This window comes from Candidatus Cloacimonadota bacterium, assembly GCA_021734245.1.
Lineage (GTDB): Bacteria > Cloacimonadota > Cloacimonadia > Cloacimonadales > TCS61 > B137-G9.
Genome location: JAIPJH010000066.1, coordinates 1 through 17220, shown reverse-complemented (window position 1 = coordinate 17220; position 17220 = coordinate 1). Strand labels below are relative to the sequence as shown.

Annotated in this window: 16 protein-coding genes; 2 read left to right on the top strand and 14 right to left on the bottom strand. The window is 31.0% G+C overall.

What is annotated here, in order from left to right:
- The first annotated feature begins 266 nt into the window (after positions 1-266).
- Positions 267-2573 carry a glycosyltransferase gene (locus tag K9N40_09990; GenBank protein ID MCF7814797.1) on the top strand — a complete coding sequence of 769 codons (2307 nt, stop codon included), beginning with the start codon at positions 267-269 and terminating at the stop codon, positions 2571-2573.
- Positions 2574-3002: 429 nt separating this feature from the next.
- Positions 3003-3917, top strand: a complete 915-nt coding sequence (locus tag K9N40_09985; GenBank protein ID MCF7814796.1) for a class I SAM-dependent methyltransferase — start codon at positions 3003-3005, stop codon at positions 3915-3917.
- A gap of 83 nt (positions 3918-4000) precedes the next feature.
- Here K9N40_09985 and K9N40_09980 read toward each other — a convergent pair whose 3' ends face one another.
- The 14 genes from K9N40_09980 to K9N40_09915 form a co-directional block, all read right to left on the bottom strand.
- Positions 4001-5701 (bottom strand): glycosyltransferase family 2 protein, encoded by a 1701-nt coding sequence (locus tag K9N40_09980; GenBank protein ID MCF7814795.1) that lies wholly within the window; start codon positions 5699-5701, stop codon positions 4001-4003.
- Positions 5698-6798, bottom strand: coding sequence for an aminoacyltransferase (locus tag K9N40_09975; GenBank protein MCF7814794.1), 1101 nt, complete (start codon positions 6796-6798; stop codon positions 5698-5700). The genes K9N40_09980 and K9N40_09975 overlap by 4 nt, the downstream gene beginning before the upstream one ends.
- A 94-nt stretch (positions 6799-6892) precedes the next feature.
- On the bottom strand, positions 6893-8005 hold the full coding sequence (locus K9N40_09970; protein ID MCF7814793.1) for a glycosyltransferase family 4 protein: 1113 nt from the start codon (positions 8003-8005) through the stop codon (positions 6893-6895).
- Entirely contained in the window at positions 8002-9108 is a 1107-nt protein-coding gene (locus tag K9N40_09965; GenBank protein MCF7814792.1) for a glycosyltransferase family 4 protein, read from the bottom strand. Before K9N40_09965 ends, K9N40_09970 begins: the two co-directional genes overlap by 4 nt.
- Positions 9108-11048: a tetratricopeptide repeat protein gene (locus K9N40_09960; GenBank protein MCF7814791.1), complete on the bottom strand. Its 1941-nt coding sequence runs from the start codon at positions 11046-11048 to the stop codon at positions 9108-9110. The genes K9N40_09965 and K9N40_09960 overlap by 1 nt, the downstream gene beginning before the upstream one ends.
- Positions 11038-12570: an oligosaccharide flippase family protein gene (locus K9N40_09955; GenBank protein ID MCF7814790.1), complete on the bottom strand. Its 1533-nt coding sequence runs from the start codon at positions 12568-12570 to the stop codon at positions 11038-11040. Before K9N40_09955 ends, K9N40_09960 begins: the two co-directional genes overlap by 11 nt.
- Before the next feature lie 73 nt (positions 12571-12643).
- Positions 12644-13132: a glycosyltransferase gene (locus K9N40_09950; protein ID MCF7814789.1), complete on the bottom strand. Its 489-nt coding sequence runs from the start codon at positions 13130-13132 to the stop codon at positions 12644-12646.
- Entirely contained in the window at positions 13125-13292 is a 168-nt protein-coding gene (locus tag K9N40_09945) for a hypothetical protein (protein ID MCF7814788.1), read from the bottom strand. The genes K9N40_09950 and K9N40_09945 overlap by 8 nt, the downstream gene beginning before the upstream one ends.
- An 86-nt stretch (positions 13293-13378) precedes the next feature.
- Positions 13379-13615, bottom strand: coding sequence for a hypothetical protein (locus tag K9N40_09940; protein ID MCF7814787.1), 237 nt, complete (start codon positions 13613-13615; stop codon positions 13379-13381).
- A complete protein-coding gene (locus tag K9N40_09935; GenBank protein ID MCF7814786.1) occupies positions 13612-14499 on the bottom strand; it encodes a glycosyltransferase in 888 nt (295 codons plus the stop codon). Before K9N40_09935 ends, K9N40_09940 begins: the two co-directional genes overlap by 4 nt.
- Entirely contained in the window at positions 14489-15442 is a 954-nt protein-coding gene (locus tag K9N40_09930) for a hypothetical protein (protein MCF7814785.1), read from the bottom strand. The genes K9N40_09935 and K9N40_09930 overlap by 11 nt, the downstream gene beginning before the upstream one ends.
- A gap of 7 nt (positions 15443-15449) precedes the next feature.
- On the bottom strand, positions 15450-15803 hold the full coding sequence (locus tag K9N40_09925; GenBank protein ID MCF7814784.1) for a hypothetical protein: 354 nt from the start codon (positions 15801-15803) through the stop codon (positions 15450-15452).
- Positions 15796-16167, bottom strand: coding sequence for a DUF2304 domain-containing protein (locus K9N40_09920; protein MCF7814783.1), 372 nt, complete (start codon positions 16165-16167; stop codon positions 15796-15798). Before K9N40_09920 ends, K9N40_09925 begins: the two co-directional genes overlap by 8 nt.
- A complete protein-coding gene (locus tag K9N40_09915) occupies positions 16164-16901 on the bottom strand; it encodes a glycosyltransferase family 2 protein (protein MCF7814782.1) in 738 nt (245 codons plus the stop codon). Before K9N40_09915 ends, K9N40_09920 begins: the two co-directional genes overlap by 4 nt.
- Positions 16902-17220: the final 319 nt, after the last annotated feature.

Below are 17220 nucleotides of genomic sequence, written 5' to 3'. Positions count from 1 at the left end.
TCATTTTCCACCTCCATGGAGCAAGGTGAAAAATGAATTTACGATTTCAAATCGAAAAATATTTTTTATGCCATTTTACCCACTTATAATCTGCGTCTTCACGATTTCATACTGTCTTTAACTGGACAGCAGTGATTTTTATTAGATAATGATACAACAAATTTCGATAAAATTCGATTAGAGCCCGGTAAGAGTTCTGGAGAATATATTTTGCATTCAATTGAAATTTATGAAGGTGATTTATCAGAAAATAAATCAACTATAAAATGAAAAGAGTTCTAAGATTTCTGAATTATCTACTAAATAAAAAAAAGACCCTGAACAGCAGTTATTTTGATAGAGATTATTATCTTAGAAATAATCCTGATGTTGCAGAATCAAATATGGATCCTCTCAAACATTTTATGCTTTATGGAGGTATAGAAGGAAGAAATCCAGGTCCATCTTTTAACTGCAATTCTTATTTGGGTGATTATGAAGATGTAAAAGAATCAGGAATAAATCCCTTATTGCATTATATTAAATACGGCCAAAAAGAAGGCAGAATATTAGATAAAAAATTCAAGTTATATCCCTTAATTCAGAGAGAGATTTTCTTAGAGCAAAAAGCGAGAGCGTTAAATGAGTTTTTGAGCAATAAAGAAAAGTTAAGTTTTGTTTGTTTTGAGCCTGAAATTTCTATTATCCTTATTCTATACAATAAAGCAGAATTAACCTTGGCATGCCTTCAGTCAATAAAGAAGAATTCAAATCTTAAATTGGAACTTATCATAGTAGATAATAATTCAAATGATGAAACACATGAATTGCTAAAAAAAATTGAAGTTTCTAAAGTGATTATCAATGAAAGAAATGAACACTTTCTTACTGCCTGCAACCAAGCTTTACAATATGTATCAACTCCCAATGTTCTTTTTTTGAATAATGATACAGAAATTCAATGTAATGCTTTGGAGAGTGCTTTAAAAAGTTTAAATCAAAAAAATGAAATCGGAGCAGTTGGAGCAAAACTGATTTTACCTGAAGGCTACTTACAGGAAGCAGGTTCAGTTATTTGGCAAGATGGAACATGTCTTGGTTATGGTAGGGGGCATTCACCTTTTTTACCAGAATATAATTTTAAAAGAATTGTAGATTATTGCTCGGGAGCATTCCTATTAACTAAGACAGAATTAATTAAGCAACATAAAGGTTTTGATACAAAATTTTTACCTGCCTATTATGAGGAAACTGATTATTGTCTCTGGCTTCAAGAGAATGGATATAATGTTGTTTATGACCCAAATGTAATAGTACGTCACTTTGAATTTGCTTCATCAAATAAAAATGAAGCTTTACAAATACAAAATATTAATAGTAAAATATTCAGGAAAAAGCATTCTAATCAACTGAAATTACATTTTAAAACTTATACATCAAATATTTTAGAAGCAAGATTTGCAGCTTCACAAAAAGATAAACTAAAAATATTATATATCGAAGATAAGATACCTCACCCTTCATTCGGAGCTGGTTATCCCAGATCATACAGTATTATAAAAACTCTGGAAGAACTTGGTCATATGATTACCATATATCCAAACACATCTCCTTTTATCGAGAATATAGAAGAAATCTATCAATCTATCTCCCCATTTACCGAAATTGCATCTGAATATGGTATCGAAAAATTTGATCAATTTTTAGAGAGTAGAAAAAAATACTATGACATAATCTGGATTACAAGACCACATAACATGAGGTCCCTAAAAGATTCACTCCGAAAACACAAAAACAATTACAAGATTATCTATGATGCAGAAGCAATATTTTCCGAGCGAGAAATTGGTCAGAGGAAATTGTCCCGAGAAAGCAAAGATGTCATCAAAAATGACCAAATGATTGAAAAGGAGTTCATACTATGTGAAATTGCGGATTTGATTTTTACAGTATCTGAAAAAGATTCAGATAAATTTATAAATTTTGGGTATGATAATGTGAAAGTTCTTGGACATATGCTAAACATTCAAACTGGAAAAAGTGTTTTTAAACACAGAAAAGATTTACTTTTCGTGGGTAATCTAGATGTTGAAAATTCACCAAATGTGGATTCGATAAAATGGTTTATAAATAAAGTACTTCCTCTTGTAAAAAAGAAAATACCTGGAATCCAATTTCATATTATTGGTTCTTGCAACGCAAATTCATTAGATAGATTAAACCGTAAAGGAGTTATATTTCATGGAAAAGTGGAATATCTAAAAACCTTCTATGATAATTGTAGAATTTTTGTGGCTCCAACCAGATTTGCAGCTGGAATTCCCTACAAAGTCCATGAAGCTGCTTCATTTGGAATACCTGTTGTTGCATCAGAATTACTTGTGAACCAATTAGGTTGGAAAAACAACTATCATCTAATTTCCTCTAAAATAGATAAAATCTGTTTTGCAGAAAATGTTGTTCGATTATATAGAAACGAATCGTTATGGAATATAATTCAAATTAATGCTTTAAATACAATTAAGGATGAATTTTCTCAGGATAAATTTAAAGAAATCATATTCGAAACCTTGACTAATATTTTAGCAAAATAAACGAGTAAATGATAAAAAACACTTATATTACTGATCAGAAAAGAATTTTTAGCTTGGATATCATTCGAGCTTTGGCTATAATCATTGTACTTATTGGCCATAGTAGATTCATGCTTGTTAAAACACCATTTCGAGGCTTCCAATGTATTTGATTAATCTAGGGATTGTAGCAAAAGTTAAAAAATTTAATTTTCTACCCAAAGGTGGTATTGATGGAATTCTTAAATTTCTTATTTATTTTATTGTTGTTGTTATTATCTCTTCTTTATTATACAAATTTTTTGAAATACCCATAATGAATCTAAGAGATAAGGAAATTTTGAGAAGTATTTTTCATAAACTGAATATTAATCAAAGCTAACATGAATATTATGCTTGCCGGAATAATTATAATATTGTGTACTAAATTTATTTAAATTCGAGATAGAAATGAAAAAAAGCAAAATCATTGAACATTGGTCTGATACTAAAACAAGAAATAGTTTTAACAAAGATATTTATTGGCTTGCAAATCCGTTAATTCAAAGATACTATAATAAAATGGCAACAAACGGATGTGAAAATTTACATTGGTTAAATTACGTCTTTAATAAATATCTTTCCCAAAAGAAATTAACTGGAAGAATACTTAGTCTGGGTTGTGGTAAAGGTGAATTGGAAAGACATATTGCTTCATTGAATTCTTCCCTTAACATTGAAGCATTGGATATCTCACCTATAAATGTAGAAATTGCCAGTAAAGCTGCTGCTGAGAACGGATTTGAAAGAACAAAATATTTAGTAGCAGATATAGAAAAAATGAAATTGCAAGGTGAATATTATGATGCTATCTTTTTTAATTCTTCATTACATCATATTTCAAAAATTGGTAGCATACTAAAGAAAGTAAATAAAGCTATGAAAAGAAATGGTTGTCTCATCATAAATGAATATGTCGGTCCTAATCGATTTAATATCCCACAAAGAGAAAAAAAGATCATACAATCTGTATTTAATTTAATACCTCCAAGATATAGAACATCATTGGCAAAAGAAAGTTTTCATAAATTGTTGAATAGAGTAAGTTTTTTTGATCCGAAAGAAGTTGAAATAGTTGATCCATCTGAAGCGATAAACTCAGAAGCAATAATTCCTGCACTTTATCGATATTTTGACGTTATTGAACACAATAAAATCGGTGGAACTATGTTTCACTTGATATTGCATAATATCGCTGGTCATTTCCATAAAGAAGATAAAGAAAGTGAAAAAGTTCTCGATTTTTTATGCAAAACTGAACAGCTTCTGATTGAATTAGGAGAATTATCCAATCATTTTGCGTTATTAATTGCAAAGAAAAAGTGATCTCATCTCATTCTCATATTTATTAAGTCATTGAAAAAAATGAGCTGAAATTTAACATCAACAAATTCAAACTCGGAATATCCTTATTTTTTTAATGTACTGGAATCAAAATTTCTCCCTTTAACAAGATAGTTAAAAAAAACTATCCAAGCAATCTGTTTATTGGGAAAAAGTCTTATCAACCACCACAATGCTTCAAAACCTGCTCTCTTTTCATTCAACCGAAAACATAATTTTGTATAAACCTTATGATGCACATAATATACATCCCAAAATCTAGACAAAAATTTACGATGTCTTTTTAGAATCTTTTTGTAACTTTCCCACTTTATTCTGATATTTTTTTCTTCTGTAAGCTGAGAATGTCCGTGATGAATTTTTACTAAAATTTCCGGAACTGTTCTGAAATTGAAGTTCTTAGATAACCTTATCATAAAATCAGTATCTTCACCTATAATCAGTGATGTATCAAATAAACCGATTTTTTCGACACATTCTTTGCGGACACTTAAACCAAAGCCATTTCCAATAGCCGTTGATACTGTTAAGCCTTTTTCTATATCATTAAATCGTTGTGGCCATTTTATTTTAACTAAAATCTTTTCACTTTCTTCGCCGTCTCTTACCCTAATAATTCCGGTCCAGACAAAACCGATTTTATCTTTCGAATTTTCAAATGTAGAATGTATTTTTTCCAAGATTTCAGGGAAATATTCATCATCATCATCCAAGAAATTGATGTAATTTCCTTTACTCATCTTTATACCTGTATTATAAGCTGAAGCTGCTCCCAGCTGTTTATCATGTGCGTTATATTTAATTTTTGATGAATTGAATGCACTAATTACTTCTACTGTTTCATCATCATTAGCATCGTCTACAACTATATGTTCATAATTTGTGAATGTTTGGTTCAGAACACTCTTAATAGCTCGTCTTAATAGCTCCGGTCTTCGAAAAGTTGGTGTTATTATTGTGAACGTTGGTTTGGAAAATGAACTATTCATTCGATTGGAAATATTGAACTCTGAAGTTAAATTATAGTTTTTTCTAATAGTATTGAAGTAGCTCCAAATCTCTGGATTTTTTTTATAAAGGGTTTCATGCCTTTCGAAAATTTTAATCATCGAATACTTAATTTTATCATTATCAGCTTTTCTACTTGCACATCTGCTTTTATTTCCATCAGAGTATCTTCTATAAAACATAAGCTGTTCGTTAATTTTAATAATTTCTCTATTCAACTCGATAATTGATAACCAAAAATCATAATCCTCCAAACCGTACTTTAAATCACTTGAATAACCTGATGTTTTTTTCCAATCTGTTCTTCGGAAACAGGCATTTGCTACAATTCGATTTTCGTACAACATATTTTGGATTGTTGCTTCTTTTAGCTCAAAAAGACCTTTTTCTGCACCAAAAATTACTACATCGCTGTAAACAATTCCCACCTTTGGATTTGCATCCATTACTGAAACACATTTCCCCAAAAAAGTTGGTGCAATTTTGTCATCTGCATCTAAGTTCACAATGTATTCACCCTTAGCTCTTTGAATAGCATAATTTCTAGCATGCGCAGGACCATAGTTTTCAGTATGATAAATTTTAATTTTATCGTGTTTTAAATCATTGAGTATTTCTTTCGTATTATCTGTAGAACCATCATTTACAATGATTATTTCAAAATCCTTATAAGTCTGGTTCAAAACAGATTCCAGCATTTCAGTGATGTACATTCCATGATTGTAACAGGCTGAGATCACAGAAACTTTAACACTCATTTTTTCTTTCCTGTTACTTTTTTTCTTAGAATATCAAAAAGACTGTAAGAATGATGCATAAAATGATAAAAATGATATTTCCAACTATCATTTGGTTTTGGTGCAGTTTGAACAGGGATTTCTTTTATCACAGGCACTTCTTTGATTACCTCTACAATTTTTGGCTGCTCTGTAAAGATATGAAAATACTGAGTTAGTTTGCCGCCGAATCCACTTAAATATTTTTCAATTCTTTTAATATCAGATCCGCCAAAATTGGAAAAATTTACTTTATCATGAAAATAATTCATTGCTTCCCAAAATGCAAGTGTATTTCCATCAAGATGTCTGAAATTCGGATCGCTTCCACATAACAGATAATAGGCAGATTTATGATTAAAAACCACATAAAGTCCGGCATGCAGATTTCCATTTTTATCATATACAAGAAAGATCCTGCGTTTATCTCTTCCTGCAATTTCATTATCCAATCTTTCAAAATCACTAAGCGAAAATCTAAACTTAATTCCCTGTCTTTCATATGTCAATTCAACCAGATGATAAAAAGATTTCAGATTATCACTGATCTCAACATATAGACCATTACTTTTCGCTTTTTTGATAACTCTTTTCTTTTCTCCGGAAAGGTTGATCCATAAATCTTTTTTATCACCATTATTTTCAATTAAATACGTATAACGTGTCATCTGCTTAAAACCATGCCAGCGAAATTGCAACCAGTCTGTGAAACTCTGATGTGTGCAAAACTGTATCACATCATCAATGTTAATATTTTCCAGCAAAAGACTTAACCATTTTCTATGAAGCATAATTTTTCTGTATTCTGATATATTTTCAACATTCATGAAAAGTGGTCCTAAAGTACGTGTAAGGGGAGGTTCATTGATCTTGCCATTTAAATCAAAAGCTAAAGGAATTCCAGCTTGAATCTCGTTGCAGTTAAGAATGGCAATAATCTTGAAATTTGATTTTGTAATTGCATTCAGCCACCAAGAATAACAAAAGACATCTCCCTGAGGAGAAGCCTCGACAAATATATCCCAATTATTATATTGTTCTGGTTTTAACTCAACTACATGTAAATTTTCATTTCCCATTTTTTTCTACTTTCAGTATAATAAAAATATTTTCTAAAGACTTTGTAAATATTATCATCGGCTTCGCGAGCAATTTGTTTTATGAATTTTAGCATCACGCCTCATTGTTATTGATTTGCTGGAAAAAATTAATTGTTTCTTCTGCACATTTCTGCCAGGAAAATTTAGAGGATTGTTCTAATCCTTTCTTTTTCATTTTCTTCCTTATATCTTTATCTGATAACACTATTTTCATAGCATCTTCCAGTTCTTCAGGATTTTCAGGATCAAATAAAATAGCAGCTTCTCCACACACTTCCGGCAGGCTGGATGTATTTGAGCACACAACCGGACAACCGCATTGCATTGCTTCCAGAGGTGGCAATCCAAATCCTTCATAAATGCTGGGAAAAATCATTACGCTAGCTCCGGAATATAATCTGGGAAGATCACCATCATCAACATAACCGGTAACTATAATATCATTTTCAATTTTTTTAATTTCTTTCAGAAACTGATTGATTTTCCAACCTTTTTTACCAACAATTACAAACTGAATGTCTTGAAATTCCGTTTTTATTTTGCTAAACACTTCTAAAACGATTTTCAAATTTTTACGTGGTTCCAAAGTACCAACAGCAATAATGTAGTCTTTTTCTATTTCAAATTTTTCCCTAACTTGTTTGATCTCGTTTGCACTTTTGGGATAGAAGTTTTCTGCAGCAGCTTCATCTGTAACTGATACTGGTTTTGAAACATTAAAAAGTTTAATAAGATCAGCTTTTGTTGATTGGGAAGGAACGACGATTCCATCTACATTTCTGATAATTAAAGGTAGAAATATTTTATGAATTAACCCACTGAATGCAACATGATAATGTGAGAATAAAATCGGGGTAAGGTCATGAATTACAACGATTTTTTTGCATTTATAGAAAAAACTGAAAGGACCGATATGAGCCGGTTCAAAAACAATGTCCGGTTTGATCTTTCTGATCGCAAACGGAATGAATAAAAGCTTGCGAATGATCATACAGCCAGGAAATTTGCGAGTTCCTGGAACGATGTATTCCTTTTTATCTTTGAAAAATGAATTTTTCTTAAGATGCAAAAAAACATATTCATTTTCTTTATCAATTTTAAGTAAATTTTCTATCAGATTCCTGGTATAATAATAAACACCAGCGTATTGTTCATCGATGGGATCGGCAATGATCAGAATTTTCATATTTTCGAGTAAATTTCAACATATTTGTTTATTGCATCTTCCCAGAAGAATTTTCTTTCAGGAATTTCAGCAAACTTCCCCTGATGAAAAGAAATGATTCCTTCTGCCAAAGATTTTTCATCAGCCGGTTCAACCCATACAACTTTGCCTGAAACTACTTCTGGAAGAGAACCAGCTTTCGAAACGATTACAGGTTTTTTGAGAGCACAGCTTTCTGCTGCACAAAATCCAAAACCTTCACTTAATGATGGAATTACAACGCAGTCTGCTACTGAAATATAATTTGGTAGTTCTTGAATCGAAACCGAATCATGCATAATAATATCATTATCAAGACCAAGTTTTCCAATCAAATTACAAATATATTTGTAGCGATTTTCAGGTTTTTTACCCAATAACAGGAGTAACTTGGAATCTGGAACTTTTTCTTTGATCCTGGGAACAGCTTGAATGAGATATTCAAGTCCTTTGGTGATTCCAGGTCTGCCATAAAACAAATATACAAAATTGTTTTTCAGTTGCAGAGATTGTCTAATTTCAGATCCATCAGCAATTTTAGGATTGAATAATTTATGATCAATTCCATGATAGATTACAGAAATCTGTTCTTCTGGAATTTTGTTTTCCAACAAACATTTTTTGGTATAAATGGATACAGAGATAAATTTATCAAAATGCAATTTCAAGATGGTTTTTTCGAATATCCAATGAAAAGAACCACTCAAATAATCCATCTTTTTCCACCACAATTTACCCAGAATTTCATGAACTGTAATTATGACCTTTTTCCCGGATAACTTACTGGCAATCCAAGCTGCTGGTGCAGAATTATAGGTGGTTGTGTGAACTACATCTGCCCATTTTGCTTCTTTTATAATAGTCGGTAGAGATAAGAACGTGTAAAGATATCGATTATCAATATCAAGACGAATAATGCTGACTTCATTCAAAATTTCATACTTTGCTGATGTGGAAATTGATCTGGGACAGATAACTTTGACTTCATTTCCTTTTTTGGCTGATTCTTCAGCCAGTTTTTTAAAAAGTGTTTCTGCTCCGCCAATGTAAGGAAAATAATTATCTAAAACAAATAAAATTTTCATTATTTCTTAAATTTCTGATATTGTTCAGCAATCTTCAAATTTTTGGTTGCATTTTCAAAGTCTGGCTCAATCTCTAAAGCTTTTTGATAACATTCAATTGCTTTGGAAAAATTACTTTTTTTGGCGAAAACAATTCCAAGGTCATTCCAGACTTTGGCATTTCGAGGTTCTACTTTCAATACCTTCTCATACATCTCTTTAGCTTGATCAAGTTTTTCCAGCTGTGAATACATGATGCCCAGGTTTTTCATTGGATTTGTAAACTGTGAATCTAATTCAAGAGCTTTTGTGTAATTTTGAACAGCCTTGCCATACTTTTTCTGTCGGGCATATATGATTCCAAGATCATTAAAAACTTTAGCGTTTTGAGGATTTAGTTCTTTATATTTTTCATAATACTGTTTGGCTTCTTCCAATTCGTTTTTTCTATAATTAAGAACACCCAGATTTTGCAATGCCTGCAGATGATTCGGACTTATTTGAATAGCTTTTTCATACATAGAAATTGCTTTTTCAGTATCTCCCAAGTGATTCCAGGCAGAACCTAAATTGTTGTAAGCTTGAACATAATCGGGTTTAATTTTTAGAGCTTTCGTATAATATTTTATAGCCATTTTATAGCGTTTTGCATCAGTCCAAACATTACCCATATTATAATTCGGGCGTGCTTTATCTGGTGATTTTCTTACAACATCAGACCAGAGTGTATAGCGGCTTTTCCAGACTTTATTTCTTTGGAATGTTGCATAACCATATGAAATAGAAATCATAATAAACAAAAGCAACATAAAATGTTTTTGCTTTTTTCCGAAAAGACTGTAGATCGCAATTACAGCACACAGACTGAAACCCATTGTTGCCAGGTAAAGTCTATGTTCATACATCATTCCACTAATGGGGAAGATAGTTGATTCCAGTGCTTGAGTGATAAAAAACCAACCAATTCCAAATGTGATCAGTTTGTTTTTTTTATAGAAAAATATGCTGAGAAATATCAAGAATGCTATCAGCAGCAAACTTGCAATTTCCTGAAATCGCCAAAAAGTGGTTGAAAAATCGACATCATGATCAAGATTTTGATTTATTGGCAGAATGAGAAGTTGAAGATATTTAACCATTACTCGGAATTGCGTAATTAAATAATCTAAACGTGAAATTTGATTAGTTTCACGCGGTAGATTTCCTGTAAATGCAACAATTATAAATGCTGCCAGAAGAATTAAAAAGAAGATGGAAATATATTTTTTCTGTATCTTACCTTCTTTGTTCCGAATAAAACAAACTTCTATCATAATGAGAGCTAAAGGAATTGTTGCAGCAATCTGTTTAGACATGATAGATAAAATGAGTGCAATAAAGCTGGATAAATAAATTGCTGATACCTGCAGAGAAAAACCACTTTTCGCATGTCTTTCTCTTCCAATTGTATAGAAGTAAACAGTTAAAACATAAAATAATCCGGAAAGTGCTGTCATTCTTTGCACGATGTATGTAACTGATTGTGTTTGAATGGGATGCAGGGTGAAAATCAATGAAACGAATAAAGCAATTAAAGTAGTATCTTTTGAAGATTGCTTTGCAAAATGTGCTAGATATAAGATTTTCTTAATAAACAAGAATACGACCAATCCACTCAAAATATGGATAACTAAATTGAAAACATGAAATCCAGTTACATCCAGTTTTCCCCAATGATAATTTAGTGCAAAAGAATACATTGCCAAAGGTCGGAAATTTACATTTGTCCATAAACTGAGATCTTTGAAATTATCAAGATCTCGAATTATTTTTCTCTCAACAAAGTTAACAGAATCATCAAATTGAAATGCACAATCAAAACTGTTTGAATAAACGATTATAGCTGCGACGACGATCAGCAACAAGGGGAGAAACTGAACTATCAAACTTGTTTTTTTCTTATTTATTTTTTTATTTTTCATAATCTATTTTTTCATTTGCATATACAATTTCTTTGAATTGATTGATTTTTAATATGGTAATTGTTTTTGATAAGAATAATGAAATTACATAAAAAATTCCCGCTATCCCAAATATGATCAGGCAGTTCAGGAAGAAATTGATCATGACTTTATCAACATAGACTTTGTAAATAGTATATTTTAGTACGAAACTAATGATTAAAAATAAAGCTGAAGACAGGATGATCTTGAAATTATTTAAGATATCAAAATTAATTTTGATGATCTTAGTAATTTCTCTGGAATACAAATACAATCTTAAAATTGAGGAAAGTACTGTTGCAAGTGCTACTCCCAAAATTCCCCAGAAAATAATGAAAAAAACACTCAATATTACATTACATACAGCAGTGATGACGACAACTTTGCTCAGGATCTTTGGCTTGCCAAGTGATGATAAAATCACACTCATAAAACTATTTATCGTCATTATCAATACACCAACTGCTAGGATTTTTATGATAAATGCTGCTGAAATGAATTCTTGTCCATAAACTGCCAGCACGAAATTATCTGCAAAAACAATAAACGACAGAACCAACGGCAAAATGAACATCAAATAGTTATTAAAAATTGCTGACACAATATACTCAATTCCAGCAATTTCTTTCTTGTGCCATTTTTCAGATAATATTGGTTGAATAACTTTTTGGAATGGGGCAACAAAAATGGTCAATAAAATTGCTGTGGAAAATGCTACAGAATAAATTGCGACCACATTAGCATTTTTGAAATATTGTATTATTATTTTATCAGATGATGACATTAAAGTGCCTGCTACACCTGCCAAAATTACTGAGCTGGCAAAGACAAAAACTTCTGAGAAAAGATCTTTTTGTTTATAAAATGCAGGAACAATGAGCTTTGCTTTGTATTTATGCAAAATATAAAACATTGAAATTATAACGGAAAATATCGCACTAAAAAGATAAGCAAAAGTTGGAATGATAAAATTCTGAAATGTTGAATTAAATAGAAATACAGAAACTATCAAGATAAGTCCGAAGTAAATAAAATTTAAGAAGGCATTTGCTTTCTGATTTTGGAAAATTGTGAGGAAAACAGTATTGGTATTGTAGATGGTAAATACGATCCAATACAAAATGAAAATAGAAAAAATCTTTGAAATATTGTCTTCAACTGGATAGAAAGTATTTATTATATAATTCTTAAGAAGTATCAATAAAATACCGATGAAAATGGAAAGGATCAGTTGAAAAATCTGGTTGAACCAGAACAATGTTTTGATCTTATCCGGCCTATTTTGGGAAGTGTATTTATTAGCAAAATAGATGACTGCATTATTTAGTCCCCAATCTCGAAAAAAACCAAAGAAAGCGAAAAAAGCAAATAACCCGTAAAAGATTCCAAAATCTTCCAGAGATAAATTTTGCGCATACATAATGCGAATAGTATAAGTAATGGGAATTACCAGAAAAGTTGCCAGATAAACCCAGACGACATTTGCAAAATGTTTATGCATCATCCCTCAATTTTTCTTTTTGATATTGATAAATCTGTTAAGGGATTTAATAGTCAAATAAAAACTTAAATCATTAAACTTGATTAACCAAATCATAAAATGTTTTTTGGAAATGTGATATTGCTTCATCTTTAAACTTTATTTTTCCTGCTGTATCTGTTAATAGCTTTTCAGCTTCCTTTTCATTTTCTTCAATCCATGATATCTTCTGATTTATTTCATTATCATCCTTTAAATTCTCTAGCTTAAATTTGTCTGAAAATAAATAACTATTTCCAATCGATTTATTGATAATTGGAAAACATCCGCATAAAGCTGATTCTAATATTGTACATGGGTAAGTATCATATTCTGCGAAGTGAAGAAGATACCTGTTGCTATAATATTGCTTAGAAATGTCCTTTACATATCCCAAATATTCGATTTTTGGATGTTCAGCTTTTTGCAGTACATATTTTTTAAGAGGTCCAGTTCCGCAGATCACCAATTTCTCGATATACTTGCTGTTGATTGCAAAATCTATCATCCTCTGTATATTCTTTTCATTTGATAATCTACCGATATAAAGAGCCTGATTTTTTTCTTTCTATATCTAATCTATCCAAATCTTTTGGAAATGGAAAGGCAAGAGATACGGGAACGTTAAATATTCTTAATGCTATTTCTCTATTTTTTTTGGATAGCGAAATTACTCCATCAATAGATTTCAGAAAAGCTTTCATAAATATTTTTTTGGAACTTTTACTGATTCTTAGAAGAGTTAAGTCTCCGTCTAAATATATAATTTTAAGATTTTTGCTTCTCAATTTTAAAACAGGTAAAAAAAAAGTACAGCAGCTCCTTCGACAAATAAGATATCTGCATCAAACTTCATAAAGAAACTTGCTAAAGCTGCAAGTAATGGATAGATTTTTCTATAGAAATTATGATTATTTGCTAATTTAACAATTTTGATGAATGGGACAATTTGCTTTTCAGCACCGATGCTTCTGGCAAATTGATTATGAACGATGTGCGGTGTACAGGTAAGATATAATATTTTCATTTCAGTTTGTGTTTTAGTTTACCATACAAAATGCCAATTCTCCAAGAAAGACCAGTAATAAAATCGAAATATGTATATGATGGTCCATGCAAAATTAACGTTTTCAATAAACCAGGAAAAAATCTGATCCAGGTCCAGAAAGTCTGGTTCGTTTGTTTTATAAAACTGGTATTCTTCAAATAGTCATAATGATCATGGGTTATTTTTGTACAACAAAATGCTCTGAAAAAAAACTTACTGATAATTTCATTTATGGAAGACGGATTATTATGTTTTACAATAATATTCGGATCGAAGAATAATCTAAATCCACTTTTTTGAAATCGAATTGAAAGTTCTGTGTCATTGCCGCTATAATTTGGATTGGTGAAACCAATTGATTTAAGAGCTTCATAAGATATCGCAAAATTTTTGGTGTCAATCAATCCGATAGCATCTTTCTGTTTTTTCAAATACTCAATTTGTCGCTCGTGTTGATATTGGATGTTTTTTGACCAGTAATTGTCATTTGCATTTTTCTCAAATCCTTGAACTGCATCGTAATTGTTTTCTATGATTGGTTTTGAGATTTGCACAAGCCAATTTTCCGGTACAATACAGTCTGCATCTGTCATCGCAATAATTTTACCTGAAGCTTTTTTTTCTCCAGTATTTCGTGCAGCACCTCTTTTCTGAACAGATTCGAAGGCATAAACAATATTTGTATGCCTTCTGGAGAATTCATCTATAATTTTTTGCGTAGAATCAGTGGAATTATTATTAACAATAATTAATTCAAAATCGGAATATTTCTGATTCAAAACAGAATCCAAACATTTTACTAATGTTGATTCAGAATTGTAAACAGTTATTACCACTGAGATTTTAGGTTCTTTATTTTCCATAAATAATTTTTCTTAGATTGTTGTATATTTTTGGATGTCTTTTCCGGATATTTCCACCAATTTTTCCAATCAATTTGTCTATCAAATAAAAGACATGATTTATTTTGTATATAGATACCAAATAATATATTTTGTATTTATTCTCATTTTTCTGTTCAGTTTTTTTTGAAAGATCAATTTTTTCTGAATTTTTTAAATTCTGCTGCCATTCTTCACAAAATTTGCTGCCGGAAATCCAGGGTTTGTTCTTACAGGTAAAATGCAAAACAGTTCCCTTGATATTTCTGATTTTGTAAGCTTTTTTAACAAAATGCATTTGCACATTATAAATAAGTGGCAGTTTCTGCCATTTTTTATAGAATATCATATTCAATATCGGTTGATCTACAAAACATGGCTGCATATATTCGTTCAAGTATCCGAGCAATTTGTTGTGGGTGTTCTGGTTGATAATTTCAGTATCGAAGGCGAACATTCCGGCATTAAAAGCGGATGCTGAAAGATCATATTTGGTTCGTAATACATCATATTTTTCGGGAGATACTTCTTTAATTCCTTTAAATTGGTGGTACAATTTTGGCATTCCCAGATCTTTAACTGCTGCAAAATTCTGAACATTAGTTAATTCATCTAATGAAGAACGAACGATTATATCTCCATCCAAATATATTATTTTTCTCCAATTTTTAAAATCCGGGGCAAACAGTTTGAATTTACTTATTCCCGTTGTTGGTCTTTTAAATTCATATCCTGGGAGTTTTTCACATTTTTTTATGATAATTCCTTTTTCTATGAACCAGTGCAATTTCTCATTTGGTATATCGTATGCTAAAAGAAGATAATCACCTTTCCAGCCGGCATTCCAATAAACACTGGAAAAAAGCTGTTTTGCCTGATCTATATAATTATCGTCGGCAAGCGTTACCAATAGATTTTTTTTCATAATTTAATTAAATCTTGTACCTCAATTCATCAACAGCTTGCGATATTACGAACTGCGATTTATTGCTTGTTTTTTGGGGAATTTCATTAACAATTTTGATCTCTACAGGAAACTCTCCCAATTGATCTTGGGTGAAACAAGCCAAGTTTTTTATAGAAATTGCAGGGATGTCATTTTGGGTTTTCAGCAAAATATTAATACTTTTATCTTTGTACTGATGAATCCGGTAAATATCTACTAAAGGCACAATTGGTCCAAGATGCAAGGGTAAATGATTGCTTTTCTGCAATTGATAAAGATATATCTTCTTGCATAACAATCGAAAGGCAATTTCAAATTTATTTTTTATCGCTTCAATCATCACGCTTTTTCAGTTCTTCCACTTCTAACTTCATTATACCCATTTCCTGAGAAAGCTTTTTATTTTCTTCGGAAAGCTTGGAGATTACAATAGAAAATTGGATAAGAATCAGGAATATTGCCAGAACTAAAAGCAGGAAAAGAGCTGAGGGAGCATATTCAATTCCTACCAGTTTCGCAAAAAAATCCAGGCCTTCCCGCCAGATGGAAAGGACCACAAAAATCACACTGAAAAAAAGCCATAAAATTGAATATTGCTCACGAATTTTTTTTCTGCGAGTAAGTTCAAAAATAAAGATCAAAAGGGCAATACTGCAGAAAACTGCAATGTATTGAATTCGATTGGAAGTAAAAACAGGATTCATTCATTCTCCTTTGTTTTTTTGGGATTACAGATTCTGGGTCGGATAAAAGTAAGAAAGATCGATAAAGTTACTTTTATCATATAATAAATTGTATAAATTCCGTAGATTGAAGATTTGCCGCCACTTCTCTGATCCATATCCACGTGGATCTCTTTCATTTTAAAACCATTTCTTCCCAATAGAATAACAGCTTCAGGTTCCGGATAATCCGTGGGATAATTCTCAGAAAGAAAATCGATAGCTTTTTTATTATAGGCTCGAAAGCCTGATGTGTTATCAGTTATTTTTTGTTTTATCAATAGGGAATTCATTAGTTCAAAAACTTTTATACCAATCGAACGAAGAAAAGTAGGTTTATATTTTGGATCTTTTATGCAGAATCTGGAACCGATCACAACATCTATCTTCTCAGATTTCAATTGTTCCAGAAGCTTCTGAATTTCATGAACTTTATGCTGATCATCACCATCGAACTGAATTGCAAAATCATAATTGTTTTTTCTTGCATATTTAAATCCTGTCTGCACACAACTACCGATTCCAACCTGACAGGGAAGATTGATCACTTTTGCTAATCCGATTTTTGTGGCAATTTCTTTTGTTTTATCTGTCGATTCGTCGTTTACCACCAGTAAATCCCAGTTTCCGTTTTCATTATGAAGATCAAGGATCACCTTTTTGATGCTGTATTCTTCGTTATGAGCAGGAATTATGATAAGAATTTTAGTATTCATAATATATATTTTATTAAGTTATTTAAAACTAATAAATTTTTTATTAACTTTTCAATCATTTTTATTTCTCATTATTTAATGTTTCAAAATTGGATTGGATCATAAGATGTCAATTTAATCTTGATGGTAAGCAAAAAATTCCCGCAGGAAATTCTGCGGGTCTCAAAGAATTTTTCAGTCTATTTAAAGTTTAGTCCAATTGACCATAGGAAAGTTGACAGATCAGGCTGGACATTCCTGATCGTCTTAAAGAAAAAAATAAGGAGAGTCCTATGGCTAAGAAAAAACAAGATGACTATTTGGGAATCGGTCGTCTCAA